The following is a 16,573-nucleotide window of genomic DNA, read 5'->3' as shown; positions in this document are numbered from 1 at the left end:
CCTAGAAGCCGCCGGTCCTAGTGGGAGGCCCGCTTGCGGAGCTTTGCGAGATCCCTGTTGATACGGGCAGCCCAGAACGGTCCTTCGTAAAGGAAAGCTGTGTAACCCTGGACCAGCGTCGCTCCGGCGTCAAGACGTTCCTGCACGTCGTTTGCCGTCTGCACGCCGCCGACGGCAATGAGGACAAGCTGGTCCCCCACCGCCTTTTTCAAGCGCCGCAAGACCTCAAGGGACCGCTGCTTCAGCGGGGCTCCGGATAGACCGCCGGAGCCAAGTGCCGCGACCTTTTCCGGATCACTGACCAGGCCTTCCCGCCCGATGGTGGTGTTGGTGGCGATGATGCCGTCAAGCTTCAGGTCAAGCGCCAGCCGTGCGACGTCGTCGATGTCTTCATCACTGAGGTCTGGAGCGATCTTGACCAACAGCGGAACGTGCCTGCCGGCGGCCTCGTCCGCGGCATCGCCGACGGCCCTGAGCAAAGGACGCAGGGTCTCCACGTTCTGGAGCAACCGCAGGCCCGGCGTATTGGGCGAGCTGACATTGACCACCAGGTAATCCACGGCTGGTGCGAGGCTGCGTGCACTAATCAAGTAGTCCTCGGTAGCGTCGTCCAGTTCCACCACCTTGGTCTTGCCGATGTTGACCCCGATCACCGGCCGGACGCCTGCGTGTACGCGCTGCAGGGCTGCCCGCGCGGACTTGAGCCTGGGGGCCACGGCGGCGGCACCGTCGTTGTTGAAGCCCATCCGGTTGATGACCGCTTTGTCCTCAATCAAACGGAATAGCCGCGGCTTCTCGTTTCCCGGCTGGGCCTGCCCCGTGATGGTGCCCACCTCGACGTGTCCGAACCCAAGCTCGGCGAGAGCCTCAATGCCATGGCCCTCTTTGTCGAAACCTGCAGCGAGGCCGAAGGGCGAGGGAAACGTCAGACCCAGCGCCTCAGTGCGGAGGGAGGGATCCGGAGCAGTCAGCTTGGCCAGGATCCGCCCTGCTCCGGTACGGTGCGCCGTCCGGATGGCAGTGAAGCCGATCTTGTGTGCTTTCTCGGCATCCATCCAGGAGAAGGCGAGCTTGAAGAAGGTGGGGTAAACACGCATGTTCCTAGTTTTCCGGTTTCCGCACTGCTCGCCAAACCCATGACCTGCCGGGGCTAGCATGTAGCCATGCCGGTACAGGGAAGCAGCGCACACCAGAATGGGCGGTTCACCGCTGACGTGGTGGTGGTCGGCGCCGGCCTTTCGGGGCTCGTGGCCGCCGCTACCGCCTATGCCGCAGGTAAACGGGTGGCAATTTTCGACCAGGAGCCCGCCGCTTCGCTGGGCGGCCAGGCACCCTGGTCCTTTGGCGGACTCTTTCTGGTCGACACGCCGGAACAACGCCGCCTCGGCGTACGGGACAGTACCGAACTCGCCCTCGGCCACTGGATGGCGTCAGCCGCCTTCGACCGGCCCGAAGATGCCATGGCCCGCCAGTGGGCAGCCGCCTATGTGGACTTCGCCTCCGCTGAAAAACGCTCATGGCTCCGGAGCCTGGGCGTCGGCTTCTTTCCGCTCGTCCAGTGGGCTGAACGTGGCGGGTACGGGCCACAAGGGCATGGAAACTCCGTTCCGAGGTTCCATGTCGCGTGGGGTACCGGACCCGCCGTCGTCGAGCCTTTCGCGGCCAAGGTGCGTGAAGGCGTGGAAAAGGGCAGGGTGTCACTTAACTTCCGGCATCGGGCTACGGCCCTCCTGACGTCGTCGGGCAGCGTCATCGGAGTCTGCGGTGACGTTTTGGAACCTACGACGGCGGTCCGCGGCCAGCGTTCGACGCGTACCGTCGTCGGGCACTTCGAGGCCGAGGCGGGCGCGACCGTGGTGACCACCGGAGGCATAGGCGGCAATCACGAGGCCGTCCGTCGGCAGTGGCCGGGCACCCCGCCGAGGGAAATGCTCAGTGGCGTGGCTGCCTCCGTTGACGGGGAGTTCCTGGATGTCGTACAGCGCGTTGGCGCTTCGCTGATCAACGGCGACCGGATGTGGCACTACCCCGAAGGCATTCACAACTACGATCCCGTCTGGCCAAAGCATGGCATCCGTATCCTTCCCGGTCCTTCATCCCTATGGTTGGACGCCTGCGGAAGGCAACTGCCCGCTCCGCTGTTCCCGGGTTTCGATTCCCAAGGGGCATTACGGCATATCGTGTCCACGGGACACGGGTACTCGTGGTTCGTCTTGAACCGGACCATCGCGCTCAAGGAGCTGGCCCTCTCAGGCTCGGAGCAAAACCCCGACCTGACGGGCAAGGACGTCAGGCTGCTGCTGACGCGTTTGAAGCCCCGGGGCGATACGCCTATTGAGCGCTTCCTCGAGCGCGGTGCAGACTTTGTCCAGGCCGCGTCCGTAGCTGAATTGGCCGGACGGATGAACGACTTGACGGGCTCCGGCCTCATCAATGCCGACTCTCTTGGCCGGATGGTGCTGGCAAGAGACCGGCAGGTGGAAAGCGGCCTGGGCAAAGACCCGCAGCTGGCCGCCATTCACGCCGCCCGCAGATTCTCCGTGGACAGGCTCATGAGGGTGGCTCCCCCACACCGCCTGGCGGACCCCGCGCACGGTCCGCTCATTGCCGTCCGCCTCTCGGTCGTTACCCGGAAGAGCCTCGGCGGACTCCAAACGGATCTTCGCTCACGGGTGCTCAATGACGGGGGCCAGGCGATCGACGGTCTTTACGCAGCAGGCGAAGCCGCCGGCTTCGGCGGAGGCGGAATACATGGCTACCGCGCCTTGGAAGGAACGTTCCTCGGCGGCTGCCTGTTCAGTGGCCGGGCTGCCGCGCGGGACGCAGCCCTGAGTGTCTAAGCTGAAGCCATGGAATGGGCTACAGACATCCTCGGCGCGGACTTCCAGTCCTGCACCATAGAAACATCCGGTGCCGACGGCACCATGCGTCGCGCCACCGTGGTTCGATACCGCCCGGACTCCCTCGCGGCAGGAACCGGGAAACCGCGCACCGTGCACGGCGCAGTGCTCTTCCTGCACGGCTGGAGCGACTACTTCTTCAACAAGGACCTCGCCAGGTTCTGGGCCCGCCTGGGTTACGAGTTCTACGCGCTCGACATGCACAATCACGGACGCAACCTGGACGAAGCGACCACCGGCGGCTATGTCGCCGACCTTGCGGACTATGATGCCGAGATCACCATGGCCTTGGACATCATCAGGGCGGACCACACCGGCTCGGAACAGCCTGGCATTGCCCTGATGGGCCACTCCACCGGGGGCCTTGTCGCTGCCCTCTGGGCCAGCCGCCACCCCGGCAGCGTCCAGTATCTGATCCTTAACAGCCCCTGGCTGGAAATGCACGGGAACAGGTTTGGACGGCGGGCCGCCCAGGCCATGGTGGCTCCATTGGCCCGGTTCCGCCCCGAGATGGTCCTCAGGCTTCCCGAACGGGGCTTCTACTTCCGGAGTATCAGCATTACCGCTGAAGGAGAGTGGCCGCTGGACGAACGGTACCGGCCACCGTTTGCGTTCCCTGTCCGGGCTGGTTGGCTGCGGGCAGTCCTCGCCGGTCATGCGAAGGTTGACCGCGGGTTGGAACTGGATATTCCCGTGTTGGTGCTGACATCGGCTGCCAGCGCGAACGGCATGGTTTGGCAGGAGTCCATGCGCCGTTCGGACGCAGTGCTCGATGTGGACGTCATTGCGGCCAGGGTCATGGCGCTGGGCCGAAGCGTGACCTTGGAAAGAGTAGAAGGCGGGCTGCATGACGTGTTTCTTTCTGCCCCCAAAGTACGGGAAGACGCATACGCCAGGCTGGCACGCTGGATCCACGGATACATGGAAACCGGCCCGTTGGGAACTCAGGAGAAGGGAGACACATGACTACCACGGGGGAAGCCGTTGCGACGTGGCAGCCGGACTTTTTGGGCTACGGATACGAACGCCTCGATCTTCCTTTGACACCGGACGAGGAGGGCGAGGTCAAAGCCACGCTCGTCCGGCATCATCCTGCGCCCGCATCCCCGGCCCCGCACGGCCTCCTCGACTATTTGTCCTCATTCGCCAAGCGTCGCCGCCGCCACGTTCCTGCCGACCCGTCCGGAGCACCACGGGCCGTGCTTTATCTGCACGGCTGGGCGGACTATTTCCTGCAGACTGAGCTCGCCGAGTACCTCACCGCTTCCGGCTTCCACTTCTATGCAGTGGACCTCCGCAAGTTCGGGCGCAGCCTTCTACCCGGGCAGACTCCTGGATACACAGCTGACCTTGCCGTCTACGACGAAGACCTGGACGTTGCGTTGGCCGCCATTGAACGCGACATAGCCGAGCGCACCGGAGACACGGCGCCGCCAACCATCCATGTGTTGGCCCACAGCCTGGGCGGCCTCATAGCTTCCCTGTGGGCGGACCGTAATCCCGGACGGATCGGCACATTGGTGCTGAACTCCCCGTGGCTGGAACTACAGGGCAGCAGCCTGGTCCGCAGCGTGGCCGTGCATCTCATCGAGCCTTTTGCACGCACTGACCCTAAGCGCCCCTTCCGGTTTCCGGACATGCCCGCCTATTGGGAAAGCGTCAGCAGCGAAGCCCACGGTGAGTGGTCGCTCGATCCCGTGTGGCGGCCACGAACGTCGTTCCCCATCCGCGCCGGCTGGACCAAGGCAGTCCTGGCGGGCCACAGCGCTGTTGAACGCAAGCTCAACATCGACTCACCCGTCCTGGTGCTGCTGTCCGGACGAACCAGGATCCAGGCCGAGTGGACAGCAGACCTCATGCGGGCGGACGCGGTGATCGATGTTGAAGAGACGGCCAGACGCGCGTTGGGGCTGGGCCGTCGAACCGCCGTCTTCCGGTACCCGGGTGCGTTGCATGACGTGTTCCTCTCCCGCAGGAGCGTGCGGGAACAGGCCTACCGGGACGTAGCGGTGTGGCTTCAGTCCTACCCCTATTGAGGCCCGGTGGCGTTAGGGCCCGACGGCGACATGATGACTCCGCGGAAGAAGCACGCCTGCGCTATTTAGCCGCAGGTGCCGCGTCCACCGCTCCCCCGTAGCGCCGGTCGCGCTTGGCATAGATTTCGACGGCGTCCCACAGCGTGCGCCGGTCAACATCGGGCCAAAGGGTATCCATGAAGACAAACTCGGCATAAGCGGACTGCCACAAGAGGAAGTTCGAAAGGCGCTGCTCACCTGAACTGCGCAGGAAGAGGTCCACATCCGGGAGATCGGGTTCATCCAAGTACTTCTGGATGGTCCGCTCATTCACGGATCCCGGCTTGAGCACGCCGGACGCGACATCGTGTGCGATGGCCGAGACGGCGTCCGCGATTTCCGCGCGGCCACCGTAATTAACACACATGGTCAACGTGCAGGTGTCATTGGCGCGGGTGTACTCCTCGGCCTCTTCAAGCTCCCGGATCACCGAGCCCCACAGCTTGGGCCGGCGACCCGCCCAGCGGATCCGCACACCCCACTCGTCCAGTTGGTTCCGCTGCCGGCGCAGCACGTCCTTGTTAAAACCCATGAGGAAGCGAACTTCCTCCGGTGACCTCCGCCAGTTCTCCGTCGAAAAAGCGTAGACACTCACATACTTGATTCCGAGCTCGATGGCTCCGGCCATGACATCCAGCAGGGCCGGCTCGCCGGCTTTGTGTCCTTCGATGCGGGGCAGGCCCCGCTGGTTGGCCCACCGGCCGTTGCCGTCCATGACGATCGCCACGTGCTGTGGGATGAGTTCCCGGGGGATGTCGGGAGGGAGCGCGCCGGAAGGATGCTTGTACGGGGGAACCACAGGCGCGGTCCGTGCTGCAATCCTGCTTTTCTTTCCAAGTGCCACTGTCAGCTTCGCTCCACGTGTTTGAGGGATTTAACGGCACGCTCCAGATGCCATTGCAGGTAACTGGCCACCAACCCGGCGGCCTCCCGGCGATGCCGCAGATCCGATTCATCGGCAATAGCCCAGTCTCCGGTCAGGAGGGCCGCCAGCAATACCACCGTCTCCGGTGCCGGCGCCGGCGAACCCGGCGGACGACAGTCTCCGCACACCATGCCGCCCAAAGGGGCCGAGAAAGCCGTGTGCGGGCCGGGCCTGCCGCAGCGGGAGCAATCGGTAAAGCTCGGCGCCCATCCGCCCGTGGCCAGGGCCCGCAAAAGATATGAATCCAGGATCAATTCCGGCGGATGATCCGATCGGCTCAACGCCGCCAGGGCGCCCACCAGCAGGTTGTATTGGGCCGTGCCGGACTCAGCGTCGGCGTCGGTCAGTTTTTCCGCGGTCTCCGTCATGGCTGCCGCCACGGTAAAGCGGCTGTAGTCGGCGGCAATACTGCTTCCGTAAGCGCCCTTCGCCACTGCCTGGGTCACGATGTCCAGGGTCCGGCCGGAGACCAGTTGCAGGTCTGCCACCATGAACGGTTCCAAGCGGGCGCCGAACCGGCTGCTTGTCCTGCGGACGCCCTTGGCAACGGCACGGACTTGTCCGTGGTGTTTGGTCAGCAAGGTGATGATGCGATCAGCCTCACCGAGCTTATGGGTGCGGAGCACCACGGCATCGTCCCGGTAGGAACGGGCTGCGAACGAGGACTGATTGGCCACACCCTATCTTCGCACCGACACGGCTGCGGGGAGACCACCGGGCCGTGCAGCGGATGTATTTCCCATCACTGCACGGCCCCGGAGCCTAGGCCTGGGCGTCCCGGACGGCCCTGTTGACTGCCGAAATCAAGGCCTTCAGGGATGACGTGGTGGTGCTGGGATCGATACCGACGCCCCACAGAACCCGATCCCCCACGGCGCATTCAACATAAGCTGCGGCACTGGCGCTGCCGCCCTCGGACAGTGCGTGTTCGCTGTAGTCCAGGACGCGCACGTCAACGCCGTCCTGGTGCAGGATGTCCAGCAAAGCCGCGATCGGACCGTTGCCGTGCCCGGTGCGGCGGACCTCGGCGCCTTCAATGCGGAGGTTCGCAGTCATGGTCATGGCGCCGGACTCGTCTGTCTCCGTGCTGACGCTGCCCAGGGAATAACGGCCCCACTGCGCCTGCTCCTCTTCCGAGGGCAGGTATTCGTCCTGGAAAATCTGCCAGAGCTGGGCTCCGCTGACTTCTCCGCCCACAGCATCCGTCCGGCGTTGGATGACGCCGGAGAATTCGATCTGTGCCCGGCGCGGCAGGTCGAGGTTGTGCTCATTTTTCAGCAGGTAGGCCACGCCTCCCTTGCCCGACTGGGAGTTGACCCTGATGACGGCTTCGTAGCTGCGGCCCAGGTCCTTGGGATCGATGGGCAGGTACGGCACCTGCCACGTGAAGTCACTGACGGGCACACCGGCTGCCGCGGCGTCCTTCTCCAGCGCCTCGAAGCCCTTCTTGATGGCGTCCTGGTGCGACCCGGAGAAGGCCGTGAACACGAGGTCTCCACCGTAGGGAGAACGCTCCGGCACGGGCAGCTGGTTGCAGTACTCCACCGTCCGGCGGACCTCATCGATGTCCGAGAAATCGATCATGGGATCGACTCCTTGGACGAACATGTTCAGGCCCAGGGTCACCAGGTCCACGTTGCCGGTCCGCTCACCGTTGCCAAAGAGGCAACCCTCAATCCGGTCTGCTCCGGCCAGGTAACCGAGTTCCGCCGCAGCTACGCCGGTGCCGCGGTCGTTGTGCGGGTGCAGGGAGATAATGATGCCCTCGCGCGGGTGGAGGTTCCTGTCCATCCATTCAATGGAGTCCGCGTAGACGTTGGGTGTGGCCATCTCCACCGTCGCGGGCAGGTTAATGATGACCTGCTTGTCGGAGGATGCCTCAAAGACATCGGCGACGGCGTTGCACACACGCGCGGCGTACTCGAGTTCGGTTCCGGTGAAGGACTCCGGCGAATACTCGTAAGTGATGTGGGTATCGGTGAGGGTTTCCTCATACTTCTTGCACAACCGCGCGCCCTGGAGGGCGATGTCCAGGATTCCGTCCTCATCCTGGTTGAAGACCACCCTGCGCTGCAGGACCGACGTCGAGTTGTAGAGGTGGACGATCGCTTGCTTTGCGCCTACCAAAGACTCATACGTGCGTTCGATCAGGTGTTCGCGTGCCTGGGTCAGGACCTGGATGGTGACGTCATCCGGGATATGGCCGCCCTCGATCAGCTGACGGACAAAATCGAAGTCTGTCTGCGAAGCTGACGGGAAACCGACCTCGATCTCCTTGAAGCCCATCTTCACCAGCAGCTGGAACATCTTCAGCTTGCGTGCGGGGCTCATGGGATCGATCAGCGCCTGGTTGCCGTCACGGAGGTCTACTGCACACCAACGCGGGGCCTTGGTGATGACCTTGTCCGGCCACGTGCGGTCGGGAACCTCAACCTTGATTTGGTCCTGGAACGGAATGTAGCGGTGGACGGGCATTCCGGACGGCTTTTGTGCATTACGCATGACGTGTGGCCTTTTCTTTCTGTAAGAACTAAGTGAAAGCTTAGCCGGGCACAACGAAACTCCGCGGCGAGGATGGCCCAGCTTTCAGTTAGCTTTCAGGCCTCGCCGCGGCAGCTAAGAAGAAGCATTTCCGCACGCACATGATCACAGTAACACGGTGCGTATGATGACATTGCAACACCCAATGCAACGTCCACTATGCAGACGCTGCGCGGTGCAACGCCGGCAGCAGCGTCCCTTCAAGGAGCCACAGTGCCACAGTCGGGGATCACTCTTTCCAACATCGACCGCAACGTCCGGCCTCAGGACGACCTCTACCAGTTCGTCAACGGAGCCTGGCTGAACAGCACTACCATTCCGGACGACCGGCCCTTGGAAGGTACTTTCACGTCCTTGCGCGATGAAGCCGAGTTGGCAGTCAAAGCAATCATCGAGGAAGCCGCGGCCAAAGGCGCCGGGGCTAGCGGCGTTGAACAAAAAATCGGCGGGCTCTACGCCAGCTTCATGGACGAAGCGGCAGCCGAAGCCAAAGGACTTGACCCTCTCAGGGACCGGCTTGAAGAGGTGCGTGGAGTTACATCTGTGCAGGAGTTGATGCGGCTCATCGGACGCTTGTTCCGCGCGGACGTCTCCGGACTGTTCGGGATCTATCCGGCACCCGACGCCGGCAACCCGGAGCGGGTCCTGCTCTACATCGCCCAAGGCGGACTCGGGCTCCCCGACGAATCGTATTACCGCGAAGAAAAGTTCGCTCCGATCGTCAGCGCCTACAACGCCTACATCGCCAAGCTCTTCGGTTTGGCGGGCATTCCGGACGCCGGCGCTGCTGCGGACCGGATCGTGGCGCTGGAAAAGGCCATCGCATCACACCACTGGGACAACGTCACGTTGCGAGATCCCCAGAAGACCTACAACTTGAAGACCGCCGAAGAAGCTGCGGGCCTGCTGCCGCTGCTGGATGACTGGTTCGAAGCTGCCCGCATCGACACGGCCAAGCGCAGCGAAATCGTGGTCAGCACCCCGGACTTCTTCACCGGCGCTGCGGCTTTGCTGGAGTCCGAAGACCTCAGCACGTGGAAGGAATGGTTGACGCTGCGTGTGCTTTCCTCCGCAGCGCCCTACCTTTCAGCAGACTTCGTTGACACCAACTTCGACTTCTACGGGACCACGTTGAGCGGTACGCCCCAAAACAAGGAGCGCTGGAAGCGCGGCGTGGCCGTCGTGGAAGCCGCGCTCGGCGAGGCTGTAGGCCAGATCTACGTGGAGCGCCACTTCCCGGCGGGCCACAAAGCGCGGATGCAGACCCTCGTAGCAAACCTCATCGAGGCCTACCGGCAAAGCATCACCTCGTTGGAGTGGATGGGTGAGGCTACCAAGGCTGAAGCCCTCAAGAAGCTGGATGCTTTCCGTCCCAAGATCGGTTTTCCGGAAAAGTGGATCGACTACTCTTCGGTCGAGATCGATCCCAACGACCTCCTCGGCAACGTGGAGCGTGCACATGACGCCGACGTCGAGCGGCACCTTGACGAGGTGGGCAAGCCCGTCGACCTGGACAAGTGGCTCATGACCCCCCAGACCGTCAACGCCTATTACCACCCCATGCTGAACGAGATCGTCTTCCCGGCAGCCATCCTGCAGCCTCCCTTCTTCAACGCCGAGGCCGACGATGCCGTCAACTACGGCGGCATCGGCGCCGTCATCGGTCACGAAATAGGCCATGGTTTCGACGACCAGGGCTCTCAGTTCGACGGCAGCGGGGCGCTGCGCAACTGGTGGACCGAAGAGGACCGCGCAGCATTCGAGACCCGCACGGCCAAGCTCGTGGCGCAGTACGACGCGCTCTCCCCCTATGCCGCGCCCGGCCACACAGTGAACGGCAAGCTGACCCTCGGCGAGAACATCGGCGACCTTGGAGGTCTGACAATCGCGTACAAGGCGTATCAGCTGAGCTTGGACGGGGCGGAGCCGGAGGTCATCGATGGCTTTACAGGCCAGCAGCGGTTCTTTATGTCCTGGGCAGCGGGCTGGCGCCAGGTCATCAGGGCCGAGGAAGCGATCCGCAGGCTCGCCACGGACCCCCACTCCCCCAACGAATTCCGTACCAACGCCATTGCCCGTAACCTCGACGCTTTCCACGAGGCATTCGCAGTGACGGAACAGGACAGGATGTGGATGGACCCGGCCGAGCGGGTCAGCATCTGGTAATCACGTCCAGAAAAAATCGGCCGGGCCCTCGTGGGCCCGGCCGTTTTTGTTGGCGAAAGAATTTGCCTATTGGGTGATGTACAGCGGGTTGACCTGCTGGCAGACCGCATCGCTGGCCGTCTGGTTGACGACGTCGTCGGGGACCGAGGCCGCGCCATAGGCGGTTCCCGTGCCAAAGTCCGTGCCGATGTACAGCTGGACTCCGGTCACGCCCGGCGCCTGCTGGACCTGCGTGGCCGGGATCCCGAACAAAGTAGCGACATCGGTGGCGACGTCAGCGAATTCCGGACCGTAATAGACCACGGTCTGATCAACTGGGTTGGCCAGGTAAGAGACGGACTGGGCAAAACCGTTGCTGGTCAGGACTCCGAGGATCTCCTGCGCCCTTGTGCCGATCCCGCTGCCGTTGGCGACAGCTACGGGCTGCAGCGCCTTGTCGTACGCGGGTGGGGCAGGAGGTGCACTGGTGGGAGCGGCCGTCGGGTCACCGGGCGCAGGCGTGGCGGTGGCCCCTGGATTCGTCAGGTCCAGATCGGCGCGCAGCGCTGCAAACAGCTGCGACGCCTGCGGCTCCACCAATTCAAGCCTGTTCGGGTCGATAGCAGCGGCCTGGGTGGGCACCGAAACGAAAGCCACCTTGGAAACGTCGATGTCCTTGAGCCTCCCGCCGATGGTCAGGAGGGTAGGCACGGATGCCAGACCCTCATCAACGGTCAGGTTCTGCGTCACAACGTCCGCAATCTGGAGAAGGCGCTGGGGGTTGCCAAGGGTTCCCTCGTCCTTCAGCTTGCGGGTCAGGGAGGAAAGGAACGCCTGCTGGCCCTTGATACGGCCCAGGTCTCCACCGTCTCCAAAAGCGTGGCGGGTTCGGAGGAATGCCAGCGCCTGCTCGCCCTCCACCTGGGAATTACCCTTGGCCAGCCGCAGGCCGGAGTCGGGGTCGAAGACCGGATCGCTGACGCAGACATCCACCCCGCCGATCGCCTTGGAAAGTTCCTTCACGGCATTGAAATCCGCCATCATGAAGTGGTCCACGGTGAGGCCCGTGAGTTTGTTGATGGTGTCCACTGCACAGCCGATGCCGGCTTCGGCCATGGCTTCGTTGATCATGACGCCACTGCGCGCCGGAAACGTCTGGTTGGTGGTGCGATCAGTGCATTGCGGCACGTCCACCAGCAGGTCGCGGGGGAAACTCATGACGCTGACCCGCTTGTTGTCGGCCGAAATGTCCAGCAGCATCATCACGTCGGAGTGGCCGTACCCTGTTGAGTCCTCGGATGAGCCGTATTGGGAGTTCTTGCCATCGCGGGTATCCGAGCCGAGGATCAGGATCTGCAGCCGGTCCGATTTGTCGTCGACCACGGCCTCCCCGGTGTCCCGGGAATCCCCTGCGCTTAAGGGCGCTTTAGTGATGTTGTTCTGCAACCGGATGAACCAGAAAGCGGCGAAGGCAACTCCGGCGACGAGGGCCACTGAGACGACACCCGTGACAATCTTCAACCACAGCGGCAGCCCTTTGGGCGCGTTCATGTGGCGGGGAGTCCCTTCGGGGTCTCCCCCGTGACGCGCCTCACCGGGTGCAGCGGTGCCGGTGCCCTGGGGCCGGGCTTCACGACGTCGCACTATTCGGTTACCTTTCCTCAAACGCTCGAATTCCCGCAATCATAATGGCCGATTCTGGGAAGTTCCTTATCCTGCCTTCGGCCACGCCGACGCGGGCACAGGCTCAGAAGCCGAGCTTCACCAGCTGTTTCGGATCACGCTGCCAGTCCTTGGCCACCTTGACGTGCAGATCGAGGTAGATCCTGGTGCCCAGCAAGGTTTCGATCCCCTTGCGCGCATTGGTTCCGACCTCCCGCAGGCGGCTGCCGCCCTTGCCGATGATGATGGCCTTCTGGGACGGCCTTTCCACGTAAAGATTGACCCTGACATCGAGGAGGGGGTTCTCTTCGGTCCGCCCTTCGCGGGGAACAATCTCTTCCACCACCACTGCCAGTGAGTGGGGCAGTTCATCCCGGACCCCCTCCAGCGCGGCCTCGCGGATAAGTTCGGCGATCATGACCGCTTCAGGTTCGTCCGTGAGTTCGCCGTCCGGGTACAACGGAGGCGACGGCGGCATGTGGCTGATCAGGACGTCGGCAACAGTGGTGACCTGGAAACCGTCAGCTGCCGATACGGGAACGATGTCCGCCCAGCCCTGCTCTCCCAGCACCTCGCGGCCGAGTGCATCGACCGCCATCAGTTGCTCAGTGAGGGCCTTGCGGTCCACGAGGTCGGTTTTGGTGACGATCGCGACGATCGGTTTGCGTCCGACGGCGGCCAGCTGCGCGGCGATGTATTTGTCACCGGGGCCGATTTTCTCGTTGGCGGGGAGGCAGAACCCGATCGCGTCCACCTCGGCGAGGGTGTCGGCCACGAGCTCGTTGAGGCGTTTGCCGAGCAGGGTCCTGGGGCGGTGCAGTCCCGGGGTGTCCACGAGGATCAACTGTGCGTCTTCCCGGTGGACGATACCGCGGATGGTGTGGCGCGTGGTCTGTGGTTTGGCGGAGGTGATCGCGACCTTCTGCCCCACCAAGGCGTTCGTCAGGGTCGATTTGCCGGCGTTGGGCCTGCCAACAAGGACGGAAAATCCTGCGTGGAAGCCGCCGAAGGCATCCTCGGCGTCGCGGTTCTTACTTTGCTTGCTCACGTGGAACTCCCTGTTGCGTTGTATCTGACTCGTCAAGAAGGTCTTCAAGGTCAGTTTCTTCTTTTGGCATCGCCGCCGCAATGATGTGGCTTACCCGGTTTCGCCGACCCTCAAGCCTATCGGCGCGCAGCGAGACGCCGTCCACTTCCACGGAACTTCCCACAATAGGGACTTGTCCGAGGGCCTTGGCCAGCAGGCCGCCCACCGTATCGACCTCGTCATCGTCAAGGTCGATGTCGAACAGTTCGCCAAGATCGTCAATGCTCATCCGGGCGCTCACCCGGTATGTTCCATCGCCCAGGTCAACCGCCTCTTCCGCGGCTGCATCGTACTCGTCCACGATTTCCCCGACGATTTCTTCAATGAGGTCCTCCAGGGTGACAAGCCCGGCCGTCCCTCCGTACTCGTCGATGACGATCGCGACGTGCGTCGATTCTTTCTGCAGCTCCTTGAGCAGGTCGCTGACAAGCTTGGACTCGGGAACGTAGCGGACCTCGCGCGACAAGGAGTCGACGTCGTGCGGCTGCAGTCCGGGCTCCCGCCGGTGCAGTGCGGCCGCCACGTCCTTGAGGTAGAGGATCCCCTTGATCTGGTCCGTGTTCTCGCCGATAACCGGGATACGGGAGTACCCGGAGCGCAGGAACAGGGCCATTGCTTCTTCCAGGCTGGAACCCGTGGTGATGCTGACGATGTCCGTTCTGGGAACCATGACGGAACGCACCAAAGTGTCACCGAATTCGAAGACCGACTGAATCAGTTCAGCCTCATTGTCTTCGATCATGTCCGACTCGGCAGCACGGTCAACAAACTCACGGAACTCTTCCTCGCTGACGAACGCGTCACCGCCTGCGGGCGCCCCGGGAGCAACGGCACTTCCCAAGGACACCAGCCAGGCGGGAACGGGACCGAGCACCCAGCAGAGAAACCGAATGAGCGGAGCAGTGAAGCGGACGACGGGACCCGACTGCGCCCGGCCCAGTTGCCGTGGCGAAACACCCACCAGCACAAAGCCGATGACGGCCATGATGCCGGTGGCTGCCAGCCCGGCAAGCCATACGTTGTCCAAGAGGCTGTGAAGCACGACGGCGACTGCAACCGCGGCTGCCATCTCGAACCAGACGCGCCAAAAACGGAGCGCCCGCATATGGGCAACCGGATTCTTCAGAATGCTCGCCAGGGCTTTGCCCTTGCTGCGGAGCACCGATTGTTCAGCTTCGTGCCTGGGCAGGAAGTTGAAGGCAGCCTCCGCTGCAGTCAGCAGGGCGACGAAACTGAGAAAAACCAGCGCCATGCCGACCAGGATGAGCGAGGTCACTGCATGGTCTCCATGGGGGCATCCTTGCCCAGGAATTCAGACAGCAGTTCACGCTGCAAACCGAACATCTCTTCTTTTTCCTCGGGCTCGTCGTGGTCGAAGCCCAGCAGGTGGAGGATGCCGTGCGTCGTGAGCAGCAACATCTCATCCTGGGTGGCGTGGCCTGCATTGCGGGCCTGCACCTCAGCCACCTGCGGGCAGATGGCGATATCCCCAAGCATGCCCTGCGGCGTGGGCTTGTCCGGAGTCCCCGGCGTCAGCTCATCCATCGGAACCGAGAGGACATCGGTTGCTCCGGGCTCGTCCATGAGTTCGATGTGCAGCTTTTCCATGGCACCTTCATCCACCAAAAGGATGGACAGTTCGGCCTGCGGGTGGATATACAGGCGTTCGAAGATGAACCGGGACAGTGTTACCAGCTGTTCCTCGTCCACCTCCACGCCGGACTCGTTGTTGACTTCAATGCTCATTTGCGTTCTCCACGTTTGTGTTGTGCGCCGGCCGCCGCTGCGGGCCGGTGGGCGTCATCCCACTTGCTGTACGCGGAAACGATGTCTGCCACAAGGCGGTGCCGGACGACGTCGCCGGCCTCAAGGATCGAGAAATTGACGTCGTCGATCCCCGTGAGGATTTCCCGGACAATGCGCAGTCCGGAGGTGGCACCGAACGGCAAATCGATCTGGGTCACATCGCCGGTGACAACCATCTTCGAGCCGAACCCAAGCCTGGTGAGGAACATCTTCATCTGCTCGGGCGTGGTGTTTTGTGCCTCGTCCAAAATGATGAAGGCATCGTTCAGGGTGCGGCCACGCATGTAGGCGAGCGGGGCAACTTCAATGGTCCCCGCCGCCATGAGCCGCGGAATCGATTCAGGGTCCATCATGTCGTGCAAGGCGTCATACAACGGCCGAAGATAGGGATCGATCTTGTCACTCAGGGTTCCGGGCAGGAAGCCAAGCCGCTCCCCCGCTTCCACCGCCGGCCGGGTCAGGATGATCCTGCTGACTTCCTTGTTCTGGAGCGCTTGCACGGCTTTCGCCATTGCCAAATACGTCTTGCCGGTGCCGGCAGGACCGATGCCGAAAATCACCGTGTTCCCGTCGATGGCGTCAACATAGTTCTTCTGGTTCAGGGTCTTGGGCCGGATGGTCCTGCCCCTGCTGGAAAGGATGTTGTGCGTCAGCACGTCCACGGGGTTCTGCACGGACTGGGACCGCAGGAGGGAAACCAGCTGCTGCAGCACATCCGGAGTGACCACTGTTCCTTTGGCCACCAGCCCCCGGACTTCCTCCAGGAGCCGCATGATCCGCGGAATGACAGTCGAAGGCCCGGACATGGACAGTTCGTTGCCACGAACGTGGAAATTGACGTCGGGAAACTGATCCTCGATGTAGCGCAAGGCCTCGTCATGGCTGCCCAGCGAGTGAATCATTTGATCGGAGTTGTCGAACGTGACGATTTCCGTGCGCGTGCCCGGTAGCGTGTGCGGGAACTCGGTGGCCGCGGCGTTTCCGTTTCCGGTCCGCAACCGCCCATTCAGGGACTCACTCATAGTGCTGGCCGTACGGCCTGATCTCCTCCGGTTGGTTCAGTCATTATCCATATGTCCGTGGTGCGCCCATCCTCACGGATGCCCGCCTGCGGGAATGCCTCCAATCCTACGCCAGCAGACCGCAGCCCGGCCCCTTTCCGTGGGGGCTTTCACAGCATCGAATCAAGGCCGTTACGAATTTGTCTCAACTCGGCATCGGGCCGATATCAATCCTGTTGCAGTTGCTCCGCTACCCCCAAAAGCCGGCAGGACGCCGTCGTACATGTGCCAAGCTGACAAAGCAGGAAGAAACAGGAACAACACTGTACGCACTACCGGCCGCCCGGAAACGTCGGCCGCGAGGCAAGGAACCCCCATCACCAAGCCGGCAAACAACCAGCAAGGCGCGCAGCGGCGGAGAAAATCCGCAG

The 16,573-nt window shown here is 62.9% G+C and carries 13 protein-coding genes; 4 read left to right on the top strand and 9 right to left on the bottom strand.

What is annotated here, in order from left to right; genetic code table 11:
* Nucleotides 1-17 precede the first annotated feature (17 nt).
* Nucleotides 18-1,097 carry a quinone-dependent dihydroorotate dehydrogenase gene (locus HMI59_RS10730; RefSeq protein WP_193593612.1) on the bottom strand — a complete coding sequence of 360 codons (1,080 nt, stop codon included), beginning with the start codon at nucleotides 1,095-1,097 and terminating at the stop codon, nucleotides 18-20.
* A gap of 66 nt (nucleotides 1,098-1,163) precedes the next feature.
* On the opposite strand from HMI59_RS10730, the gene HMI59_RS10725 reads away from it, so the two are divergent.
* The 3 genes from HMI59_RS10725 to HMI59_RS10715 are packed head-to-tail and all read left to right on the top strand — an operon-like array spanning nucleotide 1,164 to nucleotide 4,936.
* On the top strand, nucleotides 1,164-2,840 hold the full coding sequence (locus HMI59_RS10725) for an FAD-binding dehydrogenase (protein WP_193593611.1): 1,677 nt from the start codon (nucleotides 1,164-1,166) through the stop codon (nucleotides 2,838-2,840).
* A 9-nt stretch (nucleotides 2,841-2,849) separates the two neighbouring features.
* Nucleotides 2,850-3,866 carry an alpha/beta hydrolase gene (locus HMI59_RS10720; protein ID WP_193593610.1) on the top strand — a complete coding sequence of 339 codons (1,017 nt, stop codon included), beginning with the start codon at nucleotides 2,850-2,852 and terminating at the stop codon, nucleotides 3,864-3,866.
* Nucleotides 3,863-4,936 carry an alpha/beta hydrolase gene (locus HMI59_RS10715; RefSeq protein WP_166184386.1) on the top strand — a complete coding sequence of 358 codons (1,074 nt, stop codon included), beginning with the start codon at nucleotides 3,863-3,865 and terminating at the stop codon, nucleotides 4,934-4,936. The genes HMI59_RS10720 and HMI59_RS10715 overlap by 4 nt, the downstream gene beginning before the upstream one ends.
* Nucleotides 4,937-4,997: 61 nt before the next feature.
* Here the strand turns inward: HMI59_RS10715 and HMI59_RS10710 are convergent, their stop codons facing one another.
* The 3 genes from HMI59_RS10710 to leuA form a co-directional block, all read right to left on the bottom strand.
* Nucleotides 4,998-5,819 (bottom strand): isoprenyl transferase, encoded by an 822-nt coding sequence (locus tag HMI59_RS10710; RefSeq protein WP_166184388.1) that lies wholly within the window; start codon nucleotides 5,817-5,819, stop codon nucleotides 4,998-5,000.
* Nucleotides 5,820-5,821: 2 nt separating this feature from the next.
* Entirely contained in the window at nucleotides 5,822-6,577 is a 756-nt protein-coding gene (gene recO / locus HMI59_RS10705; protein WP_193593609.1) for a DNA repair protein RecO, read from the bottom strand.
* Between the two features lie 85 nt (nucleotides 6,578-6,662).
* Nucleotides 6,663-8,402 (bottom strand): 2-isopropylmalate synthase, encoded by a 1,740-nt coding sequence (gene leuA / locus HMI59_RS10700; RefSeq protein WP_021470559.1) that lies wholly within the window; start codon nucleotides 8,400-8,402, stop codon nucleotides 6,663-6,665.
* Nucleotides 8,403-8,654: 252 nt separating this feature from the next.
* On the opposite strand from leuA, the gene HMI59_RS10695 reads away from it, so the two are divergent.
* Nucleotides 8,655-10,607 (top strand): M13 family metallopeptidase, encoded by a 1,953-nt coding sequence (locus tag HMI59_RS10695; protein WP_305082397.1) that lies wholly within the window; start codon nucleotides 8,655-8,657, stop codon nucleotides 10,605-10,607.
* A 66-nt stretch (nucleotides 10,608-10,673) separates the two neighbouring features.
* Here the strand turns inward: HMI59_RS10695 and HMI59_RS10690 are convergent, their stop codons facing one another.
* The 5 genes from HMI59_RS10690 to HMI59_RS10670 all read right to left on the bottom strand — a co-directional run bounded on the left by HMI59_RS10690 (nucleotide 10,674) and on the right by HMI59_RS10670 (nucleotide 16,163).
* Nucleotides 10,674-12,137 carry an LCP family protein gene (locus HMI59_RS10690; RefSeq protein ID WP_227471609.1) on the bottom strand — a complete coding sequence of 488 codons (1,464 nt, stop codon included), beginning with the start codon at nucleotides 12,135-12,137 and terminating at the stop codon, nucleotides 10,674-10,676.
* A 196-nt stretch (nucleotides 12,138-12,333) separates the two neighbouring features.
* The gene (gene era / locus HMI59_RS10685; RefSeq protein ID WP_021470562.1) at nucleotides 12,334-13,296 is read right to left on the bottom strand and encodes a GTPase Era; all 963 of its coding nucleotides are present in this window, start codon (nucleotides 13,294-13,296) and stop codon (nucleotides 12,334-12,336) included.
* Nucleotides 13,280-14,611, bottom strand: coding sequence for a hemolysin family protein (locus tag HMI59_RS10680; protein WP_193593606.1), 1,332 nt, complete (start codon nucleotides 14,609-14,611; stop codon nucleotides 13,280-13,282). The genes era and HMI59_RS10680 overlap by 17 nt, the downstream gene beginning before the upstream one ends.
* Nucleotides 14,608-15,081: an rRNA maturation RNase YbeY gene (gene ybeY, locus HMI59_RS10675; protein WP_193593605.1), complete on the bottom strand. Its 474-nt coding sequence runs from the start codon at nucleotides 15,079-15,081 to the stop codon at nucleotides 14,608-14,610. Before ybeY ends, HMI59_RS10680 begins: the two co-directional genes overlap by 4 nt.
* Nucleotides 15,078-16,163 carry a PhoH family protein gene (locus HMI59_RS10670; RefSeq protein WP_021470565.1) on the bottom strand — a complete coding sequence of 362 codons (1,086 nt, stop codon included), beginning with the start codon at nucleotides 16,161-16,163 and terminating at the stop codon, nucleotides 15,078-15,080. Before HMI59_RS10670 ends, ybeY begins: the two co-directional genes overlap by 4 nt.
* Between the last annotated feature and the right edge of the window lie 410 nt (nucleotides 16,164-16,573).

The sequence above is a fragment of the Paenarthrobacter sp. YJN-5 genome, assembly GCF_015040095.1.
GTDB classification, from domain to species: Bacteria; Actinomycetota; Actinomycetes; order Actinomycetales; family Micrococcaceae; genus Arthrobacter; species Arthrobacter ureafaciens.
This window is presented reverse-complemented; position numbering and strand designations above follow the sequence as displayed.

What these genes read in the sequence shown, in the direction of transcription:
- HMI59_RS10715 (WP_166184386.1), top strand. Translation starts at nt 3,863, where the DNA reads ATGACTACCACGGGGGAAGCCGTTGCGACGTGGCAGCCGGACTTTTTG.
- HMI59_RS10690 (WP_227471609.1), bottom strand. Translation starts at nt 12,137, where the DNA reads ATGAACGCGCCCAAAGGGCTGCCGCTGTGGTTGAAGATTGTCACGGGT.
- HMI59_RS10725 (WP_193593611.1), top strand. Translation starts at nt 1,164, where the DNA reads ATGCCGGTACAGGGAAGCAGCGCACACCAGAATGGGCGGTTCACCGCT.
- HMI59_RS10720 (WP_193593610.1), top strand. Translation starts at nt 2,850, where the DNA reads ATGGAATGGGCTACAGACATCCTCGGCGCGGACTTCCAGTCCTGCACC.
- ybeY (WP_193593605.1), bottom strand. Translation starts at nt 15,081, where the DNA reads ATGAGCATTGAAGTCAACAACGAGTCCGGCGTGGAGGTGGACGAGGAA.
- HMI59_RS10670 (WP_021470565.1), bottom strand. Translation starts at nt 16,163, where the DNA reads ATGAGTGAGTCCCTGAATGGGCGGTTGCGGACCGGAAACGGAAACGCC.
- HMI59_RS10730 (WP_193593612.1), bottom strand. Translation starts at nt 1,097, where the DNA reads ATGCGTGTTTACCCCACCTTCTTCAAGCTCGCCTTCTCCTGGATGGAT.
- leuA (WP_021470559.1), bottom strand. Translation starts at nt 8,402, where the DNA reads ATGCGTAATGCACAAAAGCCGTCCGGAATGCCCGTCCACCGCTACATT.